General features: G+C 67.4%; 23 protein-coding genes. 8 read left to right on the top strand and 15 right to left on the bottom strand.

Annotated elements, in window-relative coordinates:
* Positions 1 to 6 precede the first annotated feature (6 nt).
* Both ylqF and CA2_RS02570 read left to right on the top strand, forming a co-directional pair.
* The gene (gene ylqF / locus CA2_RS02575) at positions 7 to 954 is read left to right on the top strand and encodes a ribosome biogenesis GTPase YlqF (RefSeq protein WP_231499157.1); all 948 of its coding nucleotides are present in this window, start codon (positions 7 to 9) and stop codon (positions 952 to 954) included.
* Positions 955 to 1,038: 84 nt separating this feature from the next.
* On the top strand, positions 1,039 to 3,315 hold the full coding sequence (locus tag CA2_RS02570; protein ID WP_052369798.1) for a putative bifunctional diguanylate cyclase/phosphodiesterase: 2,277 nt from the start codon (positions 1,039 to 1,041) through the stop codon (positions 3,313 to 3,315).
* Here the strand turns inward: CA2_RS02570 and CA2_RS02565 are convergent, their stop codons facing one another.
* Both CA2_RS02565 and CA2_RS02560 read right to left on the bottom strand, forming a co-directional pair.
* Complete coding sequence (locus CA2_RS02565) at positions 3,316 to 4,305, bottom strand: Bug family tripartite tricarboxylate transporter substrate binding protein (RefSeq protein WP_042412307.1); 990 nt, start codon at positions 4,303 to 4,305, stop codon at positions 3,316 to 3,318.
* A gap of 53 nt (positions 4,306 to 4,358) precedes the next feature.
* Positions 4,359 to 5,549 carry a M20 aminoacylase family protein gene (locus tag CA2_RS02560; protein WP_042412304.1) on the bottom strand — a complete coding sequence of 397 codons (1,191 nt, stop codon included), beginning with the start codon at positions 5,547 to 5,549 and terminating at the stop codon, positions 4,359 to 4,361.
* Between the two features lie 386 nt (positions 5,550 to 5,935).
* Here CA2_RS02560 and CA2_RS02555 point away from each other — a divergent pair, with 386 nt between their 5' ends.
* Positions 5,936 to 6,934 (top strand): DHH family phosphoesterase, encoded by a 999-nt coding sequence (locus tag CA2_RS02555; protein ID WP_042412300.1) that lies wholly within the window; start codon positions 5,936 to 5,938, stop codon positions 6,932 to 6,934.
* Between the two features lie 249 nt (positions 6,935 to 7,183).
* On the opposite strand, the gene CA2_RS02550 is transcribed toward CA2_RS02555, so the two are convergent.
* Positions 7,184 to 7,999, bottom strand: coding sequence for a pseudouridine synthase (locus CA2_RS02550; protein WP_042412298.1), 816 nt, complete (start codon positions 7,997 to 7,999; stop codon positions 7,184 to 7,186).
* Between the two features lie 172 nt (positions 8,000 to 8,171).
* Between CA2_RS02550 and rarD the strand changes: the two genes are divergently transcribed.
* Positions 8,172 to 9,080 (top strand): EamA family transporter RarD, encoded by a 909-nt coding sequence (gene rarD, locus CA2_RS02545; RefSeq protein ID WP_042412294.1) that lies wholly within the window; start codon positions 8,172 to 8,174, stop codon positions 9,078 to 9,080.
* A gap of 46 nt (positions 9,081 to 9,126) precedes the next feature.
* Here the strand turns inward: rarD and CA2_RS02540 are convergent, their stop codons facing one another.
* The 9 genes from CA2_RS02540 to CA2_RS17895 form a co-directional block, all read right to left on the bottom strand.
* Positions 9,127 to 9,627 (bottom strand): hypothetical protein, encoded by a 501-nt coding sequence (locus CA2_RS02540; RefSeq protein ID WP_042412292.1) that lies wholly within the window; start codon positions 9,625 to 9,627, stop codon positions 9,127 to 9,129.
* 2 nt (positions 9,628 to 9,629) lie between these two features.
* Entirely contained in the window at positions 9,630 to 10,946 is a 1,317-nt protein-coding gene (locus CA2_RS02535; RefSeq protein ID WP_439708925.1) for an MFS transporter, read from the bottom strand.
* Between the two features lie 58 nt (positions 10,947 to 11,004).
* Complete coding sequence (gene xth / locus CA2_RS02530; RefSeq protein ID WP_042412286.1) at positions 11,005 to 11,781, bottom strand: exodeoxyribonuclease III; 777 nt, start codon at positions 11,779 to 11,781, stop codon at positions 11,005 to 11,007.
* Between the two features lie 91 nt (positions 11,782 to 11,872).
* Entirely contained in the window at positions 11,873 to 12,289 is a 417-nt protein-coding gene (locus tag CA2_RS18470; RefSeq protein WP_245620862.1) for a hypothetical protein, read from the bottom strand.
* Between the two features lie 122 nt (positions 12,290 to 12,411).
* Positions 12,412 to 12,804 carry a hypothetical protein gene (locus tag CA2_RS18465; RefSeq protein WP_245620861.1) on the bottom strand — a complete coding sequence of 131 codons (393 nt, stop codon included), beginning with the start codon at positions 12,802 to 12,804 and terminating at the stop codon, positions 12,412 to 12,414.
* Positions 12,805 to 12,882: 78 nt separating this feature from the next.
* Positions 12,883 to 13,953: a metallophosphoesterase gene (locus CA2_RS02525; protein WP_042412282.1), complete on the bottom strand. Its 1,071-nt coding sequence runs from the start codon at positions 13,951 to 13,953 to the stop codon at positions 12,883 to 12,885.
* Positions 13,954 to 14,087: 134 nt separating this feature from the next.
* Positions 14,088 to 14,579, bottom strand: coding sequence for a dihydrofolate reductase (locus tag CA2_RS02520; RefSeq protein WP_042412279.1), 492 nt, complete (start codon positions 14,577 to 14,579; stop codon positions 14,088 to 14,090).
* 132 nt (positions 14,580 to 14,711) lie between these two features.
* Positions 14,712 to 15,533, bottom strand: coding sequence for a thymidylate synthase (locus CA2_RS02515; RefSeq protein WP_081888840.1), 822 nt, complete (start codon positions 15,531 to 15,533; stop codon positions 14,712 to 14,714).
* Between the two features lie 16 nt (positions 15,534 to 15,549).
* Entirely contained in the window at positions 15,550 to 15,813 is a 264-nt protein-coding gene (locus tag CA2_RS17895) for a hypothetical protein (protein ID WP_154163689.1), read from the bottom strand.
* Here CA2_RS17895 and CA2_RS02510 point away from each other — a divergent pair.
* Positions 15,803 to 16,420, top strand: a complete 618-nt coding sequence (locus tag CA2_RS02510) for an Ivy family c-type lysozyme inhibitor (protein ID WP_042412277.1) — start codon at positions 15,803 to 15,805, stop codon at positions 16,418 to 16,420. The genes CA2_RS17895 and CA2_RS02510 overlap by 11 nt on opposite strands.
* A 257-nt stretch (positions 16,421 to 16,677) precedes the next feature.
* Here CA2_RS02510 and CA2_RS02505 read toward each other — a convergent pair whose 3' ends face one another.
* Positions 16,678 to 18,114 (bottom strand): FAD-binding oxidoreductase, encoded by a 1,437-nt coding sequence (locus CA2_RS02505; protein WP_042412274.1) that lies wholly within the window; start codon positions 18,112 to 18,114, stop codon positions 16,678 to 16,680.
* 154 nt (positions 18,115 to 18,268) lie between these two features.
* Here CA2_RS02505 and CA2_RS02500 point away from each other — a divergent pair, with 154 nt between their 5' ends.
* Positions 18,269 to 19,204 carry a LysR family transcriptional regulator gene (locus tag CA2_RS02500; protein ID WP_042412271.1) on the top strand — a complete coding sequence of 312 codons (936 nt, stop codon included), beginning with the start codon at positions 18,269 to 18,271 and terminating at the stop codon, positions 19,202 to 19,204.
* On the opposite strand, the gene CA2_RS02495 is transcribed toward CA2_RS02500, so the two are convergent.
* Complete coding sequence (locus CA2_RS02495) at positions 19,201 to 19,590, bottom strand: DUF2069 domain-containing protein (protein WP_042412267.1); 390 nt, start codon at positions 19,588 to 19,590, stop codon at positions 19,201 to 19,203. The two genes, CA2_RS02500 and CA2_RS02495, sit on opposite strands and share 4 nt — an antisense overlap.
* Before the next feature lie 21 nt (positions 19,591 to 19,611).
* Here CA2_RS02495 and CA2_RS02490 point away from each other — a divergent pair, with 21 nt between their 5' ends.
* On the top strand, positions 19,612 to 20,922 hold the full coding sequence (locus tag CA2_RS02490) for a YihY family inner membrane protein (RefSeq protein WP_081888834.1): 1,311 nt from the start codon (positions 19,612 to 19,614) through the stop codon (positions 20,920 to 20,922).
* 337 nt (positions 20,923 to 21,259) lie between these two features.
* Positions 21,260 to 22,057, top strand: coding sequence for an alpha/beta fold hydrolase (locus tag CA2_RS02485; protein ID WP_042412265.1), 798 nt, complete (start codon positions 21,260 to 21,262; stop codon positions 22,055 to 22,057).
* On the opposite strand, the gene CA2_RS02480 is transcribed toward CA2_RS02485, so the two are convergent.
* Positions 22,043 to 22,933, bottom strand: a complete 891-nt coding sequence (locus CA2_RS02480; RefSeq protein WP_042412262.1) for a PoNe immunity protein domain-containing protein — start codon at positions 22,931 to 22,933, stop codon at positions 22,043 to 22,045. The genes CA2_RS02485 and CA2_RS02480 overlap by 15 nt on opposite strands.
* Positions 22,934 to 23,046 lie beyond the last annotated feature (113 nt).

The following is a 23,046-nucleotide window of genomic DNA, read 5'->3' as shown; positions in this document are numbered from 1 at the left end:
CTTGCCATGCAGATGATCCAGTGGTTCCCCGGTCACATGCACCTCACCCGCAAGCTCATCGAGGAGCGCGTCAAAGACATCGACGTGGTGATCGAGGTGCTGGATGCGCGCATCCCCGGCTCCAGCTTCAATCCCCTGCTGCAAGAACTCACGGGCCACAAGCCGCGCATGAAGCTGCTGAACAAGCAGGACGTGGCCGATCCCGTCCAGACCCAGGCCTGGCTGGACTGGTACAACGCCCAGCCCGAGACGCGCGCCATCGCCATGGATGCCGAGGAAGTGGCGCCCGCGCGCCGCCTGGTGGAGACCTGCCGCCAGCTGGCGCCCAACCGTGGCGGCATGGCCAAGCCCATGCGCGTGCTGATCTGCGGCGTGCCCAACGTGGGCAAGTCCACCCTGATCAACACCATGACCGGCAAGAAGCAGGCCAAGGCCGCCGACGAGGCCGGCGTGACCAAGGACGAGCAGCGCATCGTGCTGGACCACGACTTCTACCTGTGGGACACGCCCGGCATGCTGTGGCCGCGCATCTCCATCGCGCAAAGCGGCTTCAATCTGGCGGCCTCGGGCTCGGTGGGGCGCAACGCCTACGACGAGGAGCTGGTGGCGCTGGAGCTGTTGCTGTACCTGCAAAAGCACTATCCGCAGAACCTGGAAGACCGCTTCAAACTGGGGCTGGGGGTGGAAAAAATCCAGGCCCTGCACGACGACGAACTGCTGGAAGCCATCGGCCGCAAGCGTGGCTGCGTGATGAGCGGCGGCCGGGTGAACCTGCAAAAGGCCGCCGAGATCGTGATCACCGACTACCGCACCCATGTGCTGGGCCGCATCACGCTGGAAACACCGGCCGAGTTCGAGCAATGGGCCGCCGTGGCCGCCGTGGCCGATGCCGAACGCCAGGCCAAGAAGGATGCGCTGGCGCAGTCGCGCAAAAAGGGCCGCAAGCCGCGTTAAGGCAAGCCCTTCGCCTACGCGCCGGGGGCGCCGGCCTGTGGATGCTCGGGGGGATTGTCCCCAGCCGCCGTCTGCCCACGCCCCATGCTGTCCCGCACCTTCCCGCGCCTTGCTCCGCCGCCCGAAGCGAATGCGCGCTTTGCCGTGGTGGTGGTGGCGCTGTGGTTCTGGATACTGGGCTGGGGCGCGGCGGCCCTCTCAGGCCCCGGGGGCGAACGCTGGTGGCTGTGCTTGGCAGCCGGCCCCATCGCCTGGGTGACCCTGCTGATCGGCTGGCGCCTGCGCTGGCGGCTGGCGGCCCAGTTGCTGCTGCTGGCCGCACTCAGCGTGGTCTGCTTTCTGGCCTGGCAAGGCGCCTTCTTTGGCGCCAGCACCGTGCTGGTGCTGGCCGTGCTGGTGGTGTTTGCCGGCTGGTCCATGGGGATTGCGGAAGCCACCCTGGTTGCTGGGGCCGTGGTGCTGCTGGGTGGCGCTCTGGCCTACCAGGGGCGCACGCACTGGGAGCAGGTGCTCATCGTCGGCTACGTGATGCTGTTCCTGCTGTGGGTCACCTTCCGCATGCTGCACAGCTATTCGGCGCAGATGCTGCAGTTGCGGCATTCGCTGGACGAGCTGGGGCGCCACAAGCAGCAGCTGGGCGTGCTGTTCCAGGCGGTGGAGCAAAGCCAGGACAGCGTGCTGATCGTCGACCTGCAAGACCGGCTGGTTTACGCCAACCAGGCGTTCGAAGAGCATTCCGGCCTGCAGCGCAGCGCCATCGTCGGCCAGACCTCGCTGGCCCAGGCGGGCCTGGGCCCGCAGGAGCGCCAGGAGGTGCAGGATGCCGTACAGCGCGGTCAGGTCTGGCAGGGGGTGGTGCACAGCCGCCGCCCGGATGGGGTACAGGTCACGGAAAGTGTGCGCATCGCCCCGGTGACCGATCCGGATGGGGACCTGAGCCACCTGCTGGAAATCCGCCAGGACATCTCCCAGTTGCTGGAGGCCGAGCGCCGCATCCGCCACCTGCAGCACGTGGATGCGGTCACGCAGCTGCCCAATCGCAAGGCCCTGTTGTTGCGGCTGGACATGCTGCTGCAGCAGCAACCTGCCAGCCGCAGCGACGGTACACCGCAGCAGTGCCATGCGCTGCTGCTGCTCGAGATCGACCGCTTCCAGAAGTTCATCGACGCGCGCGGCAGCCAGTGGTCGGATGCGCTGCTGCAGGCCTTCGTGGCGCGGCTGCAGTCGCTGCTGCCGCCCAGTGCGCGGCTGGCGCGCACCTCGGCCAGCCAGTTCGCCGTGATTCTGGAGCGCGTGGGCAAGACGCGCCATCGGGCGCGCATGCACAGCTATGCCGTGGCGGAGGAGCTGCAGCATGGCCTGGGCACCATCGCCTGCCTGCAGGAGGTGCCGGAAACCGTGCAGCTGTCGTGCAGCGCCGGGTTCAGCGTCTTCCCGCTCGTGGAGCCGGGGCTCCAGGCCGACGCCGGCGACCATGTGCTGCGCCGGGCCAGCGTGGCCTTGTCGCAGGCCCGCCACCAGGGCGGGGGGCAGGTGCATGCCTATTCCGAGGCCTTGGCCGCCACTGCCCAACGGCGCATTGAACTGGAGAAAGGCCTGCACATGGCGCTGCAGGAGGGCCAGTTGCAGCTGTTCGTGCAGCCCCAGGTCGACATGATGGGGCGGGTGGTCAGCGTGGAGGCGCTGGTGCGCTGGCTGCACCCGGTTAACGGCATGGTCGACCCCGCGGAGTTCATTCCGGTGGCCGAGGACACCGGGCTGGTGGTGCCGGTGGGCGACTGGGTGCTGGAGCAGACCTGCCGGCTGCTGAACGACCCGCGGGTGCAGCAAGGCGGCTACCGCGTCTCGGTGAATGTCAGTGCGGTCCAGTTCCAGCAGGCCGGGTTTGTGCGCAAGCTGCAGGAGCTGATCCAGCGCACGGGGGTGGATGCCAGCCGGCTGACCCTGGAGGTGACCGAAAGCCTGCTGCTGCAGGAGGTGGAGCAGACCATCCAGAAGATGGTGAGCCTGCGCGCCCTTGGGGTGCACTTCGCACTGGACGACTTCGGTACTGGGTATTCGTCCCTGGCCTACCTGATGCGGCTGCCGATCCAGGAGATCAAGCTGGACCAGACCTTCATCCACGACCTGACGCCGCAGTCGCATGGCGCCGTGCTGGTGGAGGCGCTGCTGATGGTGGCTAAGGGACGCGCTCTGCGCGTGGTGGCCGAGGGTGTGGAGCACAAGGCCCAGGCCCAGCTGCTGCAGGCCTGGGAGCCCGGCATCCTGTGCCAGGGCTACCTGTTCAGCCGCCCGTTGCCGGCGTCGGAATGGCTGCAGGCGCCCGACCTGAGCGGGCCGCAGGCCTTGCGCACCTGGTGATCACTGCGCCTGGATGCCGGCCTGCTCGATCACCACGCCGTTGAGCGCATAGTCCTTGCGGATCAGGGTGCCGAAGGCCTCGGCCGACAGCGGCAGGGGCACGTTGTCCAGTTGCAGCAGGCGCTGGCGCATGTCCTGGCTGCGCAGCAGCTGGTTGAAGGCGGCATTCAGGCGTGCCACCACCGCCGCCTCGGTGCCCTTGGGGGCGTAGAAGCCGAACAGCGAGGTGAGGTTGGCCTTGTCCCAGCCCAGTTCGCCCAGCGTGGGCAGCTGCGGAAAACTGGTGGCCCGTTGCGGCCCTGTGGTGGCCAGCACGCGCAGCTTGCCCTGGGCGATCAGGGCATTGATGGGGCCGAAGGGGTTGGCCAGCAGCAGGTCGAACTGTGCCCCGGCCGCGTCGGTGATGAGCTGGCTGCCGCCCTTGTACGGCACGTGCACGAAGCGGCCACCCGTGGCGCGGATCAATTGCTCCACCATGATGTGGCCCAGCGTGCCGTAGCCCGAGGTGGCCACGCTGACGCCCTGGGCGGTCTTGGCCTGGCGCAGCACCTCCTCGAAGCGCTGGGCCTGCAGGGCGCGGGTGGCCATCACGTAGACCGGTGCGTATATCACGCTGGCCACCGGCAGGATGTCGGTCAGCGGGTCGTAGGCCACCTTCATCAGGTAGGGGTTGAGCGTCAGCGGGCTGATGGCGCCAAACGCCAGCGTGTGCTGGTCGTGGGCCTTGGCCAGCTCGGCCATGCCGATGGTGGCACCGGCCCCGGGCTTGTTGTCCACCACCACGGGCTGGCCCAGGGTTCTGGCCAGGCGCTCGCCGAACAGGCGCGCCACCACATCGTTCACCCCGCCGGCCTGGTAGGGCACGATCAGCCGCAGGGGCTGGGTGGGCCACGCTGCGGCCATGGCGGTGCCGGCCGGCAGGGCTGCCAGGCTGGCGCCGGCCAGCAGCAGCTGGCGGCGGGTGAGGGGGAGGTCGTGGCTCGTGGGCATCGTGGGCTTTCCCCATAAAAAACCGCGCCAGGGCGCGGTGGGTGGTGGGGCGCTCAGCGCGGCTGCGCGAACCAGCGGCGTGCCAGCTGGTCCCAGAAGCGGGCGCCCAGCTCGATGTTGTCGTCGTTGAAGTCGTAGCCCGGGTTGTGCAGGCCGACGCCGGGCTGGCCGTTCGGGCCGTTGCCGATCCAGCCATAGGCGCCGGGCACTTGCTCCAGCATGAAGCCGAAGTCCTCGGCCGTCATCGCGGGGGCGATGTCGGGGAAGGTGTTGTCGGTGCCGACCATCTCCTGCATCACCTCGGCCATGAAGCGGGCCTCGTTGGCGGTGTTGGTGGTGTTGGGGTAGCCGGGCTTGTGGATGTAGGTGGCCTCGCACTGGTGGGCCGCGGCCACATGGTGGGCGATGCGCTGCAGGCCTGCGGTCATGTAGTCCTGGGTGGACTGGCTCAAGGCACGCACGGTGCCGTAGATGGCGGCCTCGTCCGGGATGATGTTCTCCACGGTGCCCGACTCGATCTTGCCGATGGTCAGGACGGCGCTGTCCAGCGGGTCGACGCCGCGCGACACCAGGGTCTGCAGCTGGCTGACGATGGCGCAGGCGACAGGGATGGGGTCCAGCGTCTTGTGGGGCATTGCCGCGTGGCCGCCCTTGCCGCGCACGCGGATTTCAAAGCGCATGGTCGAGGCCATGATGGGGCCGACACGCACGGCCATCTGACCCTGGGGCAGCGAGGGCCAGTTGTGCAGGGCGAACACGGCATCGCAGGGGAATTGCTGGAACAGGCCGTCGTCCATCATCGCCTTGGCCCCGGCGCCACCTTCTTCGGCGGGCTGGAAGATCAGGTGCACGGTGCCGTCGAAGGCGGGGTTCTTGGCCATCAGGGTGGCGGCGCCCAGCAGCATGGTGGTGTGGCCGTCGTGGCCGCAGGCGTGCATCTTGCCGGGCACGCAGCTGGCGTGGGCGGCGCCCGTGGCTTCGGTCACGGGCAGGGCGTCCATGTCGGCGCGGATGCCGATGGTGCGGCCGGGGTTGTCCTTGGAGCGGCCGTGGCCGTAGATGCTGGCGACCACGCCAGTCTGGCCCAGGCCGCGGTGCACGGGCAGGCCCAGCGCCTGGAGGAAGGCCGCAACCTTGTCGGCCGTGCGGTGCTCTTCGTAGCGCAGCTCAGGGTTCGCGTGCAGATCGTGGCGGAAGCTGAGCAGTTGTCCCAGATAGGGGGCGATGTCGTTGACGTTGTTCATCAGACTTGGTGGCTGGCGTTGGGGCTCAAAGCCAGTCACTGAAACAGTGATGCAAGCATTATGTGGGGTCGCCCGCAGGCTGTCTGCGGACCTGGAATGTAATCAACCATGGCTTGTCGGTGCTTTGTTGACGCTGTGGAATGTTCAAGTGGTTGATGGCAAAGGGTTTTGTGCACAAAATGCCGCGCTTTCAGGCATGAATTGGCGAAATTGAATCATTCCAAACTTGCATTGATCACGGCCTGTCAATACCGCTCAGGGTATGTACTGAGCTGTTGCGCCAGGCTGCCGGCCGGGGGGACACCGGCCGAGGCCAGTGCACGGTGGCGGTGCATCTGGGGCCGGGCTGTGCGCCGGCCGCGCGCTGCGGCGACAATCGGACACACATGAAAAATACCATCCTCCCCCTACAACTGCTGGTGCGTCCTTCGCTGCAAGATGACGTGCGCCCCCTGATCCTCTACCACGGCCGCCGCTGCCCGGACGGCTATGGCGCGGCCCTGGCGGCCTGGCTGTACTACGGGGACCAGGCCGAATTCCGCGGCCTGGACCATGGTGAGATACAGACCGCCGAGGACCTGGGCGACCTGGACGGGCGCGCCGTGTACGTGGTGGACTTCGCGTTCGAACCTGCGCTGATGGCGCAGATTGAGGCCAAGGTCAGCAAGCTGGTGGTGCTGGACCACCACAAGAGCGCGGCCGAGAAGCTGACCGGCTACCAGTGCCGCTGCGGGGTGGTGCACTTCGACATGAACAAGTCCGGCGCGCGCCTGGCCTGGGAGTTCTTCCACCCCGACAAGCCCGTGCCTGGCCTGATCCGCTACATCGAGGACCGCGACATCTGGAAGTGGGAGTTCGCCGAGAGCGCGCCTTTCCTGGCGGCGCTGGACATGGAAGAGCGCAGCTTTGCCCGCTGGGCCGAGATTGCCGCCTTCACGCCCGAGATGGAGGCGGCCTTCATGGCGCGCGGGGGCGCCATGGACGAGAAGTTCCAGAGCCTGTGCGCCGAGATCGCCTCGGGCGCGCAGGTGCTGGTGTTCAACGGCTTCCAGGGTCTGATGGTCAACAGCCCCGGCGTCTTCCACAGCCAGGTGGGCGACCTGCTGGCCAAGCAAAGCGGCAGCTTCGCGCTGATGTGGCACGCCGGCCCCAAGGGCGTGAAGGTGGGCCTGCGTTCGCGCTCGGACTTCAACTGCATCCCGCTGGCCGAAAGCTTTGGCGGCGGCGGCCATGCCCAGGCCTGCGGCTTCAAGATGGACAACACGCGCCTGCTGGACCTGCTGTCGGCCGAGCTCAAGGCCGACCCGGACGCCAGCTACCCGCTGGTGCCCGCGCCGCTGCTGGAGTTTGACGAAGACGGCAAGTGGATCAAGCCCAAGAAGTGAGCACGGCACCGCGGGCTGGCGCCGGCCACGCGGCCCTGCGTGCAGGGCCTGGGGCCGGACTGGCGTGCCTTGCTGGATCGCTGCACGCCCCTGGTCGGCCGCCGGTGGCGCCTTGGCCCGGTGCTGAGTGTGCAGGGCGCAGTAGCGCTGCGGCTTGGCTAAAATAGGAGCTGCTGGCGCACGCCAAACAAGGACTTCAGATGGTTATCCATCTGAAGTCCTTTGTTTTTGTGCGCAGACTGCTCTTGTTTAATCAGTGCGCAGGGGCAGCACCAGGCCACAGCTGTCCGGCAGGCCGTTGGCCGTGGCCTGCCAGCCGGGCTGGGCCAGCAGCTGTTGCCATTGCTGCACTTCGGGCAGATGGCCCAGCTGGCGCCAGTCGGCACAAAAGCGCAGGGGGGCACCGGTGCGCGGGTGGGGCAGCTCCAGCGCGTGCGCGTGCAGCCACAGGCGCTGCAGGCCGATGCGGGCGGCCCACCAGCGGTTCAGCGCGCCCTTGCCGTGCGTGGCGTCGCCGATGATGGGGTGGGATTCGTGCTTCAGGTGGCGGCGGATCTGGTGGCGCCGGCCCGTCTTGGGCAGGGCTTCGACCAGGGAGATGCGCGTGCTGGGGTGGCGCGGGTCGTAGGCCTCGGGCCAGTCCAGCGTGGCCAGGCCGCGCAAGGTGGTCTGTGCGGCCTGCGCAGGGGCGTCTTCTGGGGCATCGTCGGGCTTGAGGGCGTAGTCCACCTCGACCAGCTCGGGGCACCAGCCGCGCGCCAGCGCCAGGTAGTGCTTGCGCGCCGTGTGGTCCATGAAGGCGGCGGCCAGCCGGCGGCAGGCTTCCTGTTTCAGCGCAAACACCAGCACGCCGCAGGTGCCCTGGTCCAGGCGGTGCACGGGCCAGACATGCTGGCCGATCTGGTCGCGCAGGCTTTGCAGCACAAAGCGCGTTTCATGGCGCGCCAGCGCCGTGCGGTGCACCAGCCAGCCGGCGGGCTTGTAGACCACGACCATGTCCTCGTCCTGCCAGAGGGTCTCCAGCGGGTGGGTGTAGCAGGGGCGGGGCAGGGTCGGTTCGGTCATGCGGGGCGGTCGAAAGCGCAAAGCGGGCCAGTGTAGTGGCGGCGTGCCTGGCGTGTGCGGGTTTGGGCGAATACGAGGGCGGGGCGCGGTGATTTGGCCGAGAATCACCAGTTTGGTGCATGCCACAGGGGCCGGGCGCCGGAACATTTTCAGAACAAGGGCAGGGGCGCAGATGGTGCAGGGTGTGTTGGCTTCGATCGTGGCCTCGTGCATTTTTGGCGGAATTTACTACCTGGTGCCTGCGCTGCAGCCGCTGGATGGCGAGCAGATCTTTGGCTGGCGCATGCTGATGGCCCTGCCGTTCACCACCGCGTGGCTGCTGTACAGCGGCCAGCTGGGCGGGGTGCTGGCGATTGCGCGGCGCGTGCGCGCGCAGTGGACACTGGGCCTGTTGCTGCTGCTGTCGTCGGCACTGGCGGGGGTGCAGCTGTGGCTGTTCATGTGGGCCCCGCTGCACGGCCATGCGCTGTCGGTGTCGCTGGGCTACTTCCTGCTGCCGCTGGCCATGGTGCTGGCCGGGCGCCTGGTGTTTGGCGAGCGGCTGAGCCGCCTGCAACTGGCTGCCACGGTGCTGGCCGCCTGCGGCATGGCCTGGGAGCTGCTGCGCGTTGGTGGCCTGGCCTGGCCGACCTGGGTGGTGGTGCTGGGGTATCCGGGCTATTTCGTGCTGCGCCGCAAGCTGCACACCAACACCCTGGCCGGGCACTGGCTGGACGTGCTGCTGCTGACCCCCGTGTGCCTGTGGCTGGCGCTGCGCGTGCTGCCGCAGGGTATTAGCGGCTGGAGTGCCATCCAGGGCGAGCCGGCGCTGCACCTGCTGGTGCCGTTGCTGGGCGTGCTCAGCGCCGTGGCGCTGGCCTTGTACATGGCGGCCAGTCGCCTGCTGCCGCTGGGCCTGTTCGGCCTGCTGTCGTATGTGGAGCCGCTGCTGCTGGTGGTGGCCGCCCTGCTGATGGGCGAGCGCATCCAGCCCGGGCAGGAGTCGATGTACGCCCTGATCGGTGCCGGCGTGCTGCTGCTGGCGCTGGAGGGCGGGCTGCAGGTGCGCCGCCCGCAAGGCGTGGCTGCCACTGCGGGTTGAATGGTCTCAAAAACCGCTGTAGCGCGCTTCTGGATTGCGCTGACAGCTATGGTTTTTGTGCCGGATCGGCTGGAGCCGCGGCCGCCAGGCTGAGCGCGCATTTCTGCGCCAGCGCCTGCAGATAGCCTTCGGCAAAGAACACGTGCTGGTAGCTGCTGGTCTCGAACAGGCGCAGCGGCTGCTGGTCTGGCCCGCGCACCAGGGTGTCGCCGTGCTGCAGCGTGGCGTAGTAGTCGCCGCTGCCCGCATCGCGGTGCAGGGCAAAGCGCGCGCCGCGCAGGTTGAGCACCAGGTTGTGGCTGGCGCGCTGGTCGATGACCTGCATGGTGCAGGGGTCCTGCGGGTCCAGAAACTCCCAGTCGTCGCCGAGCACGGCAATGCGCGACAGCTGGTTCAGGGCATCGGCGATCTGGTTGGAGCTGGCGCTGTCCAGGTGTAGCACCGTGTTGGTGGTGGGGTAGCCGCCCAGGCGTTCCTGGAAATCACTGCAGGCCAGCAGGCCTAGGCTGCAGGCGCTCCAGGCCAGCCAGCGGTAGACAGGGGACATGGTCAGGGCTGGGCAGTTGGGGTGGTGGTCACGGCGGCGGGCGGGCTGGGCGGCGGGGCGGCATCTTCCAGTCGGTCCACCTGGCGCAGGCTGGGGAAGCGCTGCATCCACGCCGCCACCACGCCCAGGGTGCACAGGCTGCCCACAATCGCCGCCGGTACGGCGCCCAGCGCGGCCGCCATGGAGCCGGCGCGGAATTCCCCCAGCTCGTTGCTGGAGCTGATGAACAGCATGTTGACCGCGTTCACACGCCCGCGCATGGTGTCCGGCGTCGAGAACTGCACCAGGGCCGAGCGGATGTAGACGCTGACCATGTCGGCCGCCCCGGCCACGGCCAGCATGGCCATGGACAGCCAAAACCAGTGCGACAGCGCAAACGCCAGGTTTGCCAGCCCGAACACGGCCACGGCGGCAAACATCACCTTGCCCACATGGCGCTGGATGGGGCGGTTGCTGAGCCACAGACCCATCAGGATCTCGCCGCCGGCCATGGACGAGCGCAGCAGGCCCAGGCCTTCGGGGCCGGTGTGCAGCACCTCCTTGGCGTAGACGGGCAGCAGGGCGATCACCCCACCCAGCAGCACGGCGAACAGGTCCAGCGAGATGGTGCCCAGCACGATGGGGCGGCTGCGGATGAAGTGGAAACCATCCGTGGCGCGTTGCCACATCGAGCCCTCCAGCGCCTGGCGCGGCGCGGCGTAGCGCACAGGCACCCGCCACAGCAGCAGCACCCCGGTGGCCAGGGCCAGAGCGCAGACGGCATAGGTCAGCACGCCACCGCCCAGGCCGTACAGCACGCCGCCCAGCACGGGGGCGGCAATGGCGGCGGTGCGCATCAGCATGCTGTTGGTGGCCAGGGCCTGGGCCAGGTGCTCGCGCGGCACGATCTGCGGCAGCAGGCTTTGCATGGCGGGGCCGGTGAAAGCGCGGCTGCAGCCAAACAGTACCAGTACGGCGTAGATGCCGCCCACCCCGTGCGCACCCAGGGTGCTTAGCCACAACAGCAGCATGGCGCAGACGCTTGCCACAGCCCAGCTGGCGCCCAGCATGTGCTTGCGGCTGATGCGGTCGGCCAGATCGCCGGCCGGGATCAGCAGCAGCAGCATGGGCAGGAACTGGGCCAGCCCGACGTAGGCCAGGGAGATGGGCTCGCGTGTGATGTCATATACCTGCCAGGCCACGACGACGGCCTGCATCTGCTGGGCAAACACCCCCAGCATGCGGGCGGTCAGAAAGGGCAGGAAGCCGGGCTGCTGCAGGGCAGCGTTGTGGAGCGGAAGAGGACGGGACACGGTGGAGCAGGGGCAGGGAGTGGGCACAGTGCGGCGCCATCGCCGCGCAAAAAAGCCGCTGGTGGTCAGCGGCTTGGGGGAGGGGCTAGCCCAGGGTGACGACCACGGGGGCGTGGTCGCTGGGTTGCTTGTTCTTGCGGGGGGTGCGGTCCACCACGCAGGCGGTGGTGAGGGCCTTGAGGGCCGGACTGACCAGGATGTGGTCAATGCGCAGGCCCCGGTTCTTCTGGAAGCCCAGCATGCGGTAGTCCCACCATGAAAAGCTCTTTTCAGGTTGCTCGAACATGCGGAAGGCATCGGTCAGGCCCAGGTCCAGCAGGCGTTGGAAATGTGCGCGTTCCTCGGCCGTGTGGTGGATGGTGCCGCGCAGGCCTTCGGGGTCGTAGGAGTCCCGGTCTTCGGGCGCGACGTTGAAGTCGCCCACCAGCGCCAGTTGCGGGTGCTGCGCCATCTCGGCCTGCACAAAGGCTTCCAGTGCGGCCAGCCAGCGCAGCTTGTAGGCGAACTTGTCGGAATCCGGCGCCTGTCCGTTGACGAAGTAGCAGTTGATCAGGCGCACAGGACCTTGAGGGGTCTGCAGCGTGGCGGCGATCACGCGGGCCTGTTCATCGTCCAGGCCGGGGATGTTGCGCACCACATCCTGCATGGGGTGGCGACTCAGGATGGCGACGCCGTTGTAGGTCTTCTGGCCGTGGCAGACGGCCTGGTAGCCGGCAGCCTCCAGTTCCATGAAGGGGAACTTGTCGTCCGTGAGCTTGAGCTCCTGCAGACCGATCGCATCCACGGGGTTGGTCTGCAGCCAGTCGAGCAACTGGGGCAGACGCACGTTCAGGGAGTTGATGTTCCAGGTGGCAAGTTTCATTGTTATGTAAACCCATTTAATTTCAATGGGTTGCGTATTTTGTTTTTAGGTTTCTAGCTCTAGCTACCCAGCTAGCTACCCCAAAAAGTGTTCAAAAAATGGTCGTTCTTTTAGCTTCTTCTATCGTATCAGCCACATGGTTCCCGCTGCGCGAGGGCGATTTAAGAATAGGGTGGCCACGTGTCGTTGCACCTGGCGTATGAGCGTTCAGTATGGATTTGAGTCGTTGCACATATTCCATCGCTGGCAGCGCAGTGTCAGCCGCCCAGTCGGTCACGTCGACCAGGCTCAGGCCGGAAGGCTTCCACAACCCGTCACACCAACAGCAACTGATTTCCCATTGGGTGGCGCTTATGCGCGCAAACACGGGCTGCTGCAGTTGCGCTACTTTCCAGCGCTTGGCGATGCCCGGCTGCAGTTGAGTGGGCAACACGCCTTCACCTCGCAACAGCAAACGCAGCTCCAGCCCTGATCCCCAGCCTTCTTGACGCAGTTGAATAGTGGTCAAATTCGGCTATGCGGGTGCAGCCCCAAACGCACGAGGCAGCTGAGTCGTCAGCATGGGTTGTCCTTGCCGTAGGTGTATGGCCAATGACAGCGGTAAAGGCTCCGTCACACCTTGAGCCTGCACTATGACCGACGTGGATGCGTCAGTTGAGCCTGCAAGGTGCGCTTTACGCATTGCCACCACGCCAGCCGGAGCTCTGGCACATCTTCCAATGCTTGATGCAGCCGCTCACGCCACGCGATGCGCCTGGCTAAAACCTTGGCGCTTAAGTTCATGGCATCGGCCATTTTCTGAACCGCCAGCATGATGTGCCCATGTGCAGGGGCCTGGCCAAGCACCCGTCTTGCAAACGTCAGCACCCATGGCACATCGCACTGCCCGCTGTTCAAGTGCTGCAGCAAAGCATTGATCGTGTCTGTCGGCAGATGTTGTGCACCTTGCAGGACAGCTTGCGCATCTGCCGTATCCCGCCACTGCAGCCAACTGGCGGCATTGGTGATGCCCTGGCCTTGCACTGATGACAGTGTGCTTGCGCCGAGGCGCTGGTGGTGCGGTAGTCGCTTGGGAAGCGGCCGGCCAGGGCCAGCCGGCCGTCAGGCGGCCACGGCCAGGGCCGGGCGCATGAAGCCGGTGGTGGCGTGGGTGCTGCCGTCGTCGAACACCAGGCTGCGCTCGGGCCAGCACAAGGCGGCCAGCTTCATGTGGGCGTGCGGACGGCCAAAGGTGCGGGCCTGGGCCCGGGCACCGACGGAGTAGTCCACGCAGAACACGTTGCCGCGTCGGCCCAGCCATGCAAACGGCGCCGCGCCGCGGAACAGCCCCTCGTGCGTGGTCTGGGCCGGCAGGGTGGAGCGCCAGTAATGGCCGACGACGACGGGCGTGTCTTCGGCATAGCTGTTCCACCAGGCCATGCGCTCCACAAAGCGCCATTTGTTGCCAGCGAAAAACGGTTCGGGCGTCTGGCGCTCCAGCCCGCAGGTCAGCACCTTGAGCGGGTTGAACAAGGCCTTGTTGAGTTCGTTGTCGCAGTGGGCCTGCAGGAAGGGCGGGCAGTGTTCGCCGTCTTCCAGGCTGTAGGGCCAGATGCTTTTCTCCGCGGCCATGCGCTCGGCAATGCTGCGCTGCTGGGCCACGGCGGCAGCCTGGGCTTCCCAGTGGTCGTACTCGGCGCGGGCCGTGCCCAGGGGCATGGCGCGGGCCTTGTCCACATCGGGGCCATGCCAGGCGGCGTGGATGACGCGCAGGTCGGCGCGCTCCAGCGCCAGGGGCAAGCTGTTGAGAAAGGTCTCGATGCGGGCGCGCTGCAAGGTGTTGGTGGCGCGCGCGAACTGGCTGTATTTGGTGGTGTCGCTGGCCAGGCGTTCCTCGAAGTACCAGCCGGCGCCGTCCTTGGGGTCGTGGCGCAGCAGGTTGATCTCGTGGTTGCCGGCGATGGCGCAGGCGTTGCCGCTTTCGACCAGGCGCTGCACCAGGTCGACCACGCCCGGGCTGTCCGGCCCGCGGTCCACGAAGTCGCCGACAAACACCAGGGTGCGGGCCTGGGGGTGGCGGCCGCTGTCGTCGTAGCCCAGGTGGTGCAACAGGTCCTGCAACGCAGACAGCTCACCGTGGATGTCTCCCACGATGTCGAGCGGGCCGGGGGGCAGGGGCTGGATCAGGCTCATGGCGGCAAGGCTTTCAACGAAAAAACGCCCGTTGGCAATTGAACGGGCGTTCCATATTGTTGCAATGCAGCAAAATCGTCAACCCGTCTTCACCCTGAGTCGGTTCATCTTTGTCGCGTGGGCTGCACTCGCTGTCAACGCTGGCGGGTGTAGCGCACAAAACTGAAGGGCAGGCCCTGGGCGCTGACATGGTCTTCGCGCGTGGCTTCCTGCCACTCGGCACCCAGCACGGGGGCATGGGCATCGCCGTCGAAGTCCTGGTGAATGATGGTGACCTCGACCACATCGGCCAGGGGTAGGGCTTGGGCGTAGATTTGTGCGCCCCCCATGACCCAGACGGTGTCGCCATGATGCGCGCCGGCGTGCAGGGCTTCTTCCAGGCTGCTTGCGCGCAAAACGCCCGCGGCCTGCCAGTCGCTGTTGCGGGTGACGACGATGTTGGTGCGCCCGGGCAGGGGGCGAAAGCGCTCGGGCAGCGAATCCCAGGTCTTGCGGCCCATGACCACGGGGTGGCCGCTGGTCAGCTGCTTGAAGTGGGCCAGGTCCTCGGGCAGGTGCCAGGGCATGCGGTTGTTCAGGCCGATCACGCCGTTGGCGGCGCGGGCATAGATCAGGTGGATGGCCATGGACGGGGGTCTTCCAGAGAGCTGTGCAAAAAAGTGAGCTGTCTGCGCGCGTTATTCATAGACTTTGGATGCTTTGGCATCGCAAGTGCTTGAAATGCGCGCGCTGACTGCTCTGGTTTTAATACAGGGGCGTCACACCGCCACGGGTGCCTTGATGGCGGGGTGGTGCTCGTAGCCTTCGACCACGAAGTCCTCGTACTGGTAGTCGAAGATGGAATCGGGCTTGCGCAGGATTTTGAGCGTGGGGTAGGTGTGGGGTTGGCGCGCCAGCTGGGTCTCAACCTGCTCGAAGTGGTTGTTGTAGATGTGGCAGTCGCCACCGGTCCAGATGAAGTCGCCCACCTCCAGGCCGCACTGCTGGGCCAGCATGTGGGTCAGCAGCGCATAGCTGGCGATGTTGAAGGGCACGCCCAGGAAGATGTCGGCGCTGCGCTGGTAGAGCTGGCAGCTGAGCTTGCCTTCGGCCACGTAGAACTGGAAGAAGGCGTGGCAGGGCATCAGGGCCATCTGGTCCAGCTCGGCCACGTTCCAGGCGCTGACGATGATGCGGCGGCTGTCGGGGTCGGTGGTGAGCTGCTTGACCACTTCGGCGATCTGGTCGATGTGGCTGCCGTCGGCCTTGGGCCAGCTGCGCCACTGCACGCCGTAGACCGGGCCCAAGGAGCCGTCTGCACGCGCCCATTCGTCCCAGATGGTGCAGCCACGCTCCTGCAGCCACTGCACATTGCTGTCGCCGCGCAGGAACCACAGCAGCTCCAGGATGATGGACTTGAGGTGCACCTTCTTGGTTGTGACCAGGGGGAAGCCTTCGCTCAGGTCAAAGCGCATCTGGTGGCCGAACACGCTGCGCGTGCCCGTGCCGGTGCGGTCCCCCTTGCTGACGCCATGTTCATACACATGGCGCATGAAGTCTTCGTACTGCGAACGGACAGGGCGGTCTGTGGTGGTGGTCATGGGCTGCATCTGCAAATCAAAAACAAAACCGCCCTGTGCGCAACAAGCTTGCTTGCACCAGCACCGGGCGGCCAACAGGCCATTGTGCCATCGCTGCCTGGGTGGCTGCAGCCATCAGGGCAAATGCGGTCTTGACGGACAGACGTTCCACCAGTGTGCAGGGACAATCGTCACAAGCATCGGTTAAAAAGACCGTGAGCCAATATCTATCTAGCGCAGGCTGCTCTCTTTTTTGAGGGCTGTTCGGCGCACAGACCTGGAGGACACTGATGAAGCGCATGTTCAATCCGTGGCACACCCTGGCGGTGCTGGCCATGGCCACCACCCTGGCCGCCTGTGAACCTTCCGCCCCCTCGCCCAAGCTGGACGGGCCGGCGCCAGCCCCCGCACCTGCGGCGGGCCCCGGGACAGAGGCGGTGCATGGCCTGGGGGCCGATGCCGCCACGGTGGCCGCCAGCGTGGCCAAGGCCGACGCCCCCCATGGCGACGGTGCCCCGCAGGCCGCCGCATCGCCGCTGGCGGAGCTGCGCAGCTACGTGGGCACCTACCCCAGCGACAGCAATGTGAGTTTTCTGGAGCAGGGTGTGCTGGCCGAACGCCTCAAGCAACTGCTGGGCAAGGACTACCCCACGCTGCTGGCCAACATGCGCACCGTGGGCCCGCTGACCGAAGACCGGGGCCGCTGGTTCATCACCGGCAACCGCCCGCACGAGGGTGGGGCTGAGGCGGCCGCCATCGTCGTCGATGCGGCCCAGAACGCTGTGCGCGTGTGGATCCTGCACGAAAGTGCCACCCGCGAGTTCCTCGACCCCCCGGGCGTCAACGTGCCCTGGCCGCAGGATGTGCAGACCTTGATGGGCAACCACGCCGCGGCCCCCAAGGGCTGAACCCGGCGCGGTGCGGGTGTGCCGCCCATGCAACCACGCCACGGTGAGCGTGGCGTGGGTTTGAGGAGGGTGCGCCGCGGTGGCGCGGCCTGTGTTGGACAGGGCCGCCGGCCTCGCAGATCGGCAAAACCGGGCCCGCAGGGGCTAGGCTTTGCAGCGTCTGCAAGGCCACCCCGGGTGGGGGGCGTGTGTGCGGTCACCCTTGAGCCATCTGCACTGCCGGGTGCCCCGCAGGTTGCCGCAGGCAATCCGGCCGTTTAGGCGCGGTCCAGCACCTGCAGCACGCAGCCGGGGTTCATCAGGCCTTGCGGATCCAGGGCCTGCTTGATGGCCCGCATCATGCCCAGCGCCACGGGCGATTTGTAGTGCGCCAGCTTGTCGGCTTTGAGCGCGCCCACGCCGTGCTCGGCCGAGAACGAGCCGCCGAACTGCGCCACGGCGTCGTAGACCAGGGTGTTGACCAGGTCCTCCTTGTCGCGCAGGAAGGTCTTGCCGTCCTCGCCCTCGGGCACCTGCACGTTGTAGTGCAGGTTGCCGTCGCCCAGGTGGCCGAAGTTGACCAGGCGCACACCGGGAATCTCGCGCTGCAGCACGGCATCGGCATGCTCCACAAAGGCCGGGATGCGCGACGCCTGGATGGAGATGTCGTGCTTGATGTTCAGGCCTTCCTCGGCCTGGGCCAGCGGAATGCTTTCACGGATGTGCCACAGGTCGTGGGCCTGGGCCATGCTCTCGGCCACCACGGCGTCCAGCACGCAGCCTTCTTCGAAGGCCAGCTCCAGCAGGTGCTCGAAGCGGGCGCGGGCGTGGGCTTCGGATTCGCTGTCCGAGTTTTCCAGCAGCACGCAGTAGGGCGCCTCGGCCATGTCGGCAAATGGCACGCGCAGTTGCGGCATGTGCTTGACCACCAGGGACAGCGCGAAGCGGCCCATGACCTCGAAACCGGTCAGCCCGGCGGCCAGGTGCTGGTGCGCCAGGCCCAGCAGGCGCACGGCGGCTTCCATGCTGGGCACGGCGGCAAAGGCCGTGAGCTGCGCGGCGGGCTGGGGGAACAGCTTCATGGTAGCCGCAGTGATGATGCCCAGGGTGCCTTCGCTGCCGATGAACAGGTCGCGCAGGTCGTAGCCGGTGTTGTCCTTGCGCAGGCCGGTCAGGCCATCCCAGATCTCGCCCTGGGGGGTGACGACCTCCAGGCCCAGGCACAGCTCGCGCGCATTGCCGTAGCGCAGCACCTGGGTGCCGCCGGCGTTCGTGCCCAGGTTGCCACCGATGGTGCAGCTGCCCTCGGCCGCCAGCGACAGGGGGAACAGAAAGCCCGCCTTGTCTGCCGTTTCCTGCAGGGTCTGCAGGATCACGCCCGCCTCGACGGTCACGGTCAGGTTGTCGGCATCCAGCTGGCGCACGGCCTGCATGCGCTGCAGGCTCAGCACCACCTGCTGGCCCGAGTGGTCGGGGGTGGAACCCACGGACAGGCCGGTGTTGCCGCCCTGGGGCACGATGCTGACCCCGGCAGCCGCACAGGCCTTGACCACGGCGGCCACCTCCTGGGTGGTGCCCGGGCGCACCACGGCCAGGGACTTGCCATGCACGCGCTTGCGCCAGTCTTGTTCATAGGCGCTGAGGTCCCCCTCGGTCAGCACATGGGCGGCCCCCACGGTGTGGCGCAGGGTATCGAGCAAAGCAGTGGAAGTCATGGCAAGCAGGTGGCCCGCACAGGGCGCACGAAAGAAGTCACAAAGGAAACAGGCCCCATCCTAAGCCCGCCAGGCGGGTGCCGGCAGGGGCGCACCAAAAGCATAAGCCTAGGGGATTGCCGACTGCGGAACAATTGGAATAAATTTCAGGTTTATGCCAGTTTTCCCGAATAATCTCAGCCTGCGCCAGCTGCGCGCCTTTGACGAAGTGGCGCGCCAGGGCGCGTTTGCCCCGGCGGCGCGCGCGCTGTGCATCACCCAGTCGGCGTTGTCCGAGTCGATCCGCCAGCTCGAAGAGGCGCTGGGCATGCGCCTGTTTGACCGCACGACGCGCACCGTGGGCCTGACCAGCGCGGGCCAGGCCTTCCTGCAGGATGTGCGCCATGCCTTTGACACGCTGGAGCAGGGCGTGCAGCACCTCAGCGATCTGGCGGCCCTGCGCCGGGGCAAGGTGCGGATTGCGGCCGCGCCCTCGGTGCTGGCGGTGCTGCTGATGCCGGCATTGCCCCGCCTGCGGGCCGAGCACCCGGGCATCGAGGTCGATCTGATCGAGGACAGCGCGGAAGGCATTGCGCTGCGCGTGCACAGCGGGCAGGTCGACTTTGGCGTGGGTGCGGCCCACCCGGCCGGGGGCGAGCTGCTGACGCAGCCGCTGGTCAGCGACCAGATGGGGTTGGTGGCGCAGGCCGATGAGCCCTTGTTGCAGGCCGCGCAATTGCACGCGGCCGACCTGTCGCAGCTGCCGTTCGTGGGTTTGACCACGGACACCGCTATCAGCCAGTTGCTGGCCACGGCCCCGGGCATGCCGGCGAATGTGCTGCACACGCCGCTGCGCGTGTCCAACCCGGCCTTGCTGTTCGACGCCGTGCGCCAGGGGCTGGGCGTCAGCCTGATTCCGGCCCTGACGGCGCAGCACCCGGCGCGCGGGGCCCTGGGCTTTCGCGTGCTGGACACGCCGCAGGTGGTGCGCCGCACCTTGCTGATCCAGCGCCCGCGCCGGGCACTGTCTCCGGCGGCGCAATTGCTGTGCGAGGCCTTGGTGGCGCAGGTGCACACCCTGTCGCACCAGGCCGGGATGCTGCCGGATTAGGCCAGGGCCGTCTTGGCGGCTTTCTGGCGCAGGCGCACGTGCAGGGCGCAGGCCACGAACAGCAGCAGGCACAGGGCGATTTCCACCAGAGCCAGCCAGCGGCCGGGTGCCGTGTCGCTCCAGGCGCGCACCACGCCCTCGGTGAAATACAGCCACACCACCAGGCTGACCCAGCGGTAGGTGTACATGCGGCGCTTGAGCAGGCCCGCCAGCGGGATGCACAGCGGCAGGGCCTTGAGCACCAGCCACGAGCCGCCGGGGCGCAGCGGCGCCAGCCACAGCTCCCAGGCCACATTCAACACGATCAGGCCCAGCAGGCTGCCCACGGCCAGCCAGCGGGTGGCAGCCACATCGCTGCCGGGAAGGGGGTTGGTTGCGGAATTCATCGGGGTGGCATCATACGGGGCATGGTCACCACCTTACACCGAGCACGTCAGCGCACGCGCCAATTGTTCAAAACCCTGCAGTCTTTCCCGTGGCGCAACACCCTGCGCACCCTCCAAACGCGCTTCAGCCAGGACCAGCTGGGTCTGACGGCCAGCAGCCTCACCTTCACCACCTTGCTGGCCCTGGTGCCCTTCTTCACGGTGCTGCTGTCGGTGTTCACGGCCTTTCCCAGCTTCGGGCGCCTGCAGGAGACCTTGCAGCGCTGGCTGGTGGACAGCCTGATTCCCGGCGAGATCGCCGTCCAGGTGATGAACTACCTGGTGCAGTTCTCCAGCAAGGCCAGCCAACTGGGCGTTGTGGGCCTGGCCTTCTTGCTGCTCACGGTGGTCAGCCTGATCCTGACCATGGACAAGACGCTGAACCACATCTGGCGCGTGCAGCGCATGCGGCCGCTGGGCCAGCGCCTGCTGATCTACTGGGGCGTGATCACCTTCGGCCCGCTGCTGATGGGCCTGAGCATTGCCACCACCTCGTACGTGCTGTCGGCCTCGCGCGGGCTGGTGGCGGTGCTGCCGGAAAGCGTGCAACTGGGCTTCAATTCGCTGGAGTTCATGCTGCTGTCGGCCGCCATGGCGGCGCTCTACCACTTTGTGCCGAATACGCCGGTGCAGTGGCGCCACGCCTGGGCCGGCGGGCTGTTCGTGGCCGCGGGCATGGCCCTGGCCAAGAAAGTCCTGGGCCTGTACCTGTCGACCGTGCCCACCTACTCGGTGATCTACGGCACCTTCGCCACCCTGCCCATCCTGCTGATCTGGATCTACACCTGCTGGGTGATCTTTCTGCTGGGGGCGGTGGTGGCCGCCTACCTGCCCAGCCTGTTGGCTGGCAGCAGCCGCAGCCTGCACGAGCCCGGCTGGGAGCTGGAGCTGGCGCTGGAGGCCATCGCCGTGCTGGAGCCGCTGCGCAGCCAGGACCAGCGCGGTCTGCCCGCCATGGCCCTGGCCAAGCGGCTGCGGGTCGACCGCCTGCAGCTGGAGCCGGCGCTGTCCGCCCTGACCAGCATCCGCTGGGTGGGGGCCATGCCGGAATCCGGCACCGCCTACCTGGAAGAGGGCGAGCCGCGCTACGTGCTGCTGGCCGACCCCGACCAGACCTTGCTGGCCCCCTTGCTGCAGCACATGCTGATCCGCCACACCGAGGGCACGGATGCGCTGTGGCGCTCCGCCGGCTGGGAGCACCGCCTGCTGCGCGATGCGCTGCCCAGCAGCCACGTCCCCTGGAAGGACCCCGTGGCCCAGGCTGGCGCCACCAGCCCTGCCGCGGTGCACTGAATAGTGATGAAATCGGGGTGCAGCGCAGATGGGGTATACGCTGATTGCTGCGTTTTCAGGAGTTTTTTCACCGCCCGCCCGCAGACAAAACGAAGCCCCGGTGCATGCGCAACCGGGGCTGTCGGCGACCACCTAGACTTGGTGCGAAGCCGTCTGCCTGTGTTTTCGGCCGGCGGCGCGGCAACTTGAGGCCGATTTCACACGCAGGCTGCGGCCTGTAGGCGCAGGGCGGCCGGCGTCACTGGCCGGACAGCCCGGGGGCGGGGGGATGGCCTAGCATCCACCGGGCCACCGGTGCAGGGCCGGTGGCACCTTCCTGACTGTATTCCGCTCCACCATGCTGTCTGCCGTGATCACGCCCCAGATCTTCCGTGTGCCGACGCCCGAGGGCCAGCTGCATGTCCAGCGCTGGCAACCCCCCGTGATGGCGGGCAAGGCCCCGGTCGTGCTGTTGCATGACTCGCTGGGTTGCGTCGCCCTGTGGCGCGCGTTCCCAGCGCAGTTGGCGGCCGCCATCGGGCGCGCCGTGATCGCCTATGACCGGCTGGGCTTTGGCCAGTCCGATGCGCACCCGGGGCGGCTGGCCCCCGGTTTTGTGCAAGCCGAGGTGGCCGCCAGTTTCACGCCGGTGCACCAGGCGCTGGGGCTGGACGACTTCGTCATCCTGGGCCACAGCGTGGGCGGTGGCATGGCCGTGCAGGTGGCGGCGGCGTATGCCGCGCAGTGCCGGGCCTTGATCACCGAATCGGCGCAAAGCTTTGTCGAGGACCGGACCCTGGCGGGCATCCGTGCCGCCCGCGACCACTTTGCCCAGCCCGGCCAGCTGGAGCGCCTGGCGCGCCACCACGGGGACAAGGCCGCCTGGGTGCTGGCGGCCTGGGTGGAGACCTGGCTGAGCGCGGCCTTCGCCGACTACCGCCTGGACACGGCCTGCCAGCAGGTGCGCTGCCCGGTGCTGGCGATCCATGGCGAGTGCGATGAATTCGGCTCCCTGGTGCATCCCGAGAACCTCTGTGCCTGGACACAAGGCCCTGGCGAAATGGAAATCATCGCCGGCGGTGGCCATGTGCCGCACCGCGAGTTGCCCGATCGCATCAGCAATCGCATCGCCGGTTTTCTGTCAAGAATCGCCTGACTGCGCCTGATCCAGGCGCCCGCGCGCGTAGTCGACCAGATCGGCCGGGTAGTGGGGGCTGGCGCGCAGGGCGCGGTCCTCCCAGCCGTAGAGCACGGCCAGGGCTGCGACCTCCAGCGCCCAGTGGCCCGTGCCCAGCCACGGGCGCCCTTGTTGCGGCTGCTGGGGCGAGCGCTGGAAGAACTCTAGGTACTGGGTGTGCAGATAGGGCAGCAGCGGCTCGGGCAGGGCTTCGGTCACCTGCTCAAAAAACGGCCGCAGCGCGCCATAGGGGCGCGGGTGGTACAGGGTTTCGCTGACCTCCTCTAGCTCCAGGGCTCCGGCGCTCAGGTAGTCGAGCAGCTGGTCGGTATCGGAAGCCAGCACCTGCTCCACGAGGGCGGGCACTGCTTCCTGCGCGTCGAGCAGCGTGGCCAGCGACAGCAGGGGCACGCCGATGGGGTAGTCGGCGCTGCGGCTGCTGATGGGCGCGGCCACGCCATGGTCCTGGCCGGTGGCCTGCCGCAGGCTGGTGCGGGCATGCTCGGCCACGCCGGCCGCATCGCGCCACAGGACGACGATCTCCTGATAGACCGGGCGCAGCACATCGCCGCTCAGGCCCAGATCGATGCCGTGGACCAGCAGCCCGTGCGCCTGCTTGCCGGCCTGCTGCCACTGCCCATAATTTTCCAGTGCGGCCTGGGCTGCAAAGGCCTGCGGTGTCTGGTAACCCGCACTGCCGGCAAAGCGCGTGAGGGCCGACAAAGCCTGTGTCCAGCCGGCTTTTGTGTCGGCCAGATTCAGAGGGCGCCGAGGCGGGGTTGCAGTGGGTGGAATCTGGGCCCAGGCGGCGCAGGCCGCGGCCAGCTGGCCAGAGGGCAGAAAGGCATTGCGCATGGCCGCAAGCATAAGAGCGTATCCACGATCGCCTCACGCCGTGGCAGAGAAATCGCGCAGCCGGCAAAGCAAGGCCGCACACTGCCCCGGACCGGGTGTCTGCCAAGCCACTG

Origin of the sequence: Comamonas aquatica NBRC 14918 (genome assembly GCF_000739875.1) — a bacterium.
In the GTDB taxonomy this organism is placed as follows: domain Bacteria; phylum Pseudomonadota; class Gammaproteobacteria; order Burkholderiales; family Burkholderiaceae_C; genus Comamonas; species Comamonas aquatica.
Note: the sequence above shows the minus strand (reverse complement) of the source record. Positions and strands in the feature narration are given on the sequence as shown.

What these genes read in the sequence shown, in the direction of transcription:
- xth (WP_042412286.1), bottom strand. Translation starts at nt 11,781, where the DNA reads ATGAAACTTGCCACCTGGAACATCAACTCCCTGAACGTGCGTCTGCCC.
- CA2_RS17895 (WP_154163689.1), bottom strand. Translation starts at nt 15,813, where the DNA reads ATGCGCTTCATCAGTGTCCTCCAGGTCTGTGCGCCGAACAGCCCTCAA.
- CA2_RS02540 (WP_042412292.1), bottom strand. Translation starts at nt 9,627, where the DNA reads ATGTCCCCTGTCTACCGCTGGCTGGCCTGGAGCGCCTGCAGCCTAGGC.
- CA2_RS02525 (WP_042412282.1), bottom strand. Translation starts at nt 13,953, where the DNA reads ATGAGCCTGATCCAGCCCCTGCCCCCCGGCCCGCTCGACATCGTGGGA.
- ylqF (WP_231499157.1), top strand. Translation starts at nt 7, where the DNA reads ATGCAGATGATCCAGTGGTTCCCCGGTCACATGCACCTCACCCGCAAG.
- CA2_RS02495 (WP_042412267.1), bottom strand. Translation starts at nt 19,590, where the DNA reads ATGAATTCCGCAACCAACCCCCTTCCCGGCAGCGATGTGGCTGCCACC.
- CA2_RS02560 (WP_042412304.1), bottom strand. Translation starts at nt 5,549, where the DNA reads ATGAACAACGTCAACGACATCGCCCCCTATCTGGGACAACTGCTCAGC.
- CA2_RS02480 (WP_042412262.1), bottom strand. Translation starts at nt 22,933, where the DNA reads ATGCGCAATGCCTTTCTGCCCTCTGGCCAGCTGGCCGCGGCCTGCGCC.
- rarD (WP_042412294.1), top strand. Translation starts at nt 8,172, where the DNA reads ATGGTGCAGGGTGTGTTGGCTTCGATCGTGGCCTCGTGCATTTTTGGC.
- CA2_RS02565 (WP_042412307.1), bottom strand. Translation starts at nt 4,305, where the DNA reads ATGCCCACGAGCCACGACCTCCCCCTCACCCGCCGCCAGCTGCTGCTG.
- CA2_RS02555 (WP_042412300.1), top strand. Translation starts at nt 5,936, where the DNA reads ATGAAAAATACCATCCTCCCCCTACAACTGCTGGTGCGTCCTTCGCTG.
- CA2_RS02500 (WP_042412271.1), top strand. Translation starts at nt 18,269, where the DNA reads ATGCCAGTTTTCCCGAATAATCTCAGCCTGCGCCAGCTGCGCGCCTTT.
- CA2_RS02485 (WP_042412265.1), top strand. Translation starts at nt 21,260, where the DNA reads ATGCTGTCTGCCGTGATCACGCCCCAGATCTTCCGTGTGCCGACGCCC.
- CA2_RS02490 (WP_081888834.1), top strand. Translation starts at nt 19,612, where the DNA reads ATGGTCACCACCTTACACCGAGCACGTCAGCGCACGCGCCAATTGTTC.
- CA2_RS02520 (WP_042412279.1), bottom strand. Translation starts at nt 14,579, where the DNA reads ATGGCCATCCACCTGATCTATGCCCGCGCCGCCAACGGCGTGATCGGC.
- CA2_RS02505 (WP_042412274.1), bottom strand. Translation starts at nt 18,114, where the DNA reads ATGACTTCCACTGCTTTGCTCGATACCCTGCGCCACACCGTGGGGGCC.
- CA2_RS02515 (WP_081888840.1), bottom strand. Translation starts at nt 15,533, where the DNA reads ATGACCACCACCACAGACCGCCCTGTCCGTTCGCAGTACGAAGACTTC.
- CA2_RS02510 (WP_042412277.1), top strand. Translation starts at nt 15,803, where the DNA reads ATGAAGCGCATGTTCAATCCGTGGCACACCCTGGCGGTGCTGGCCATG.
- CA2_RS02570 (WP_052369798.1), top strand. Translation starts at nt 1,039, where the DNA reads ATGCTGTCCCGCACCTTCCCGCGCCTTGCTCCGCCGCCCGAAGCGAAT.
- CA2_RS02550 (WP_042412298.1), bottom strand. Translation starts at nt 7,999, where the DNA reads ATGACCGAACCGACCCTGCCCCGCCCCTGCTACACCCACCCGCTGGAG.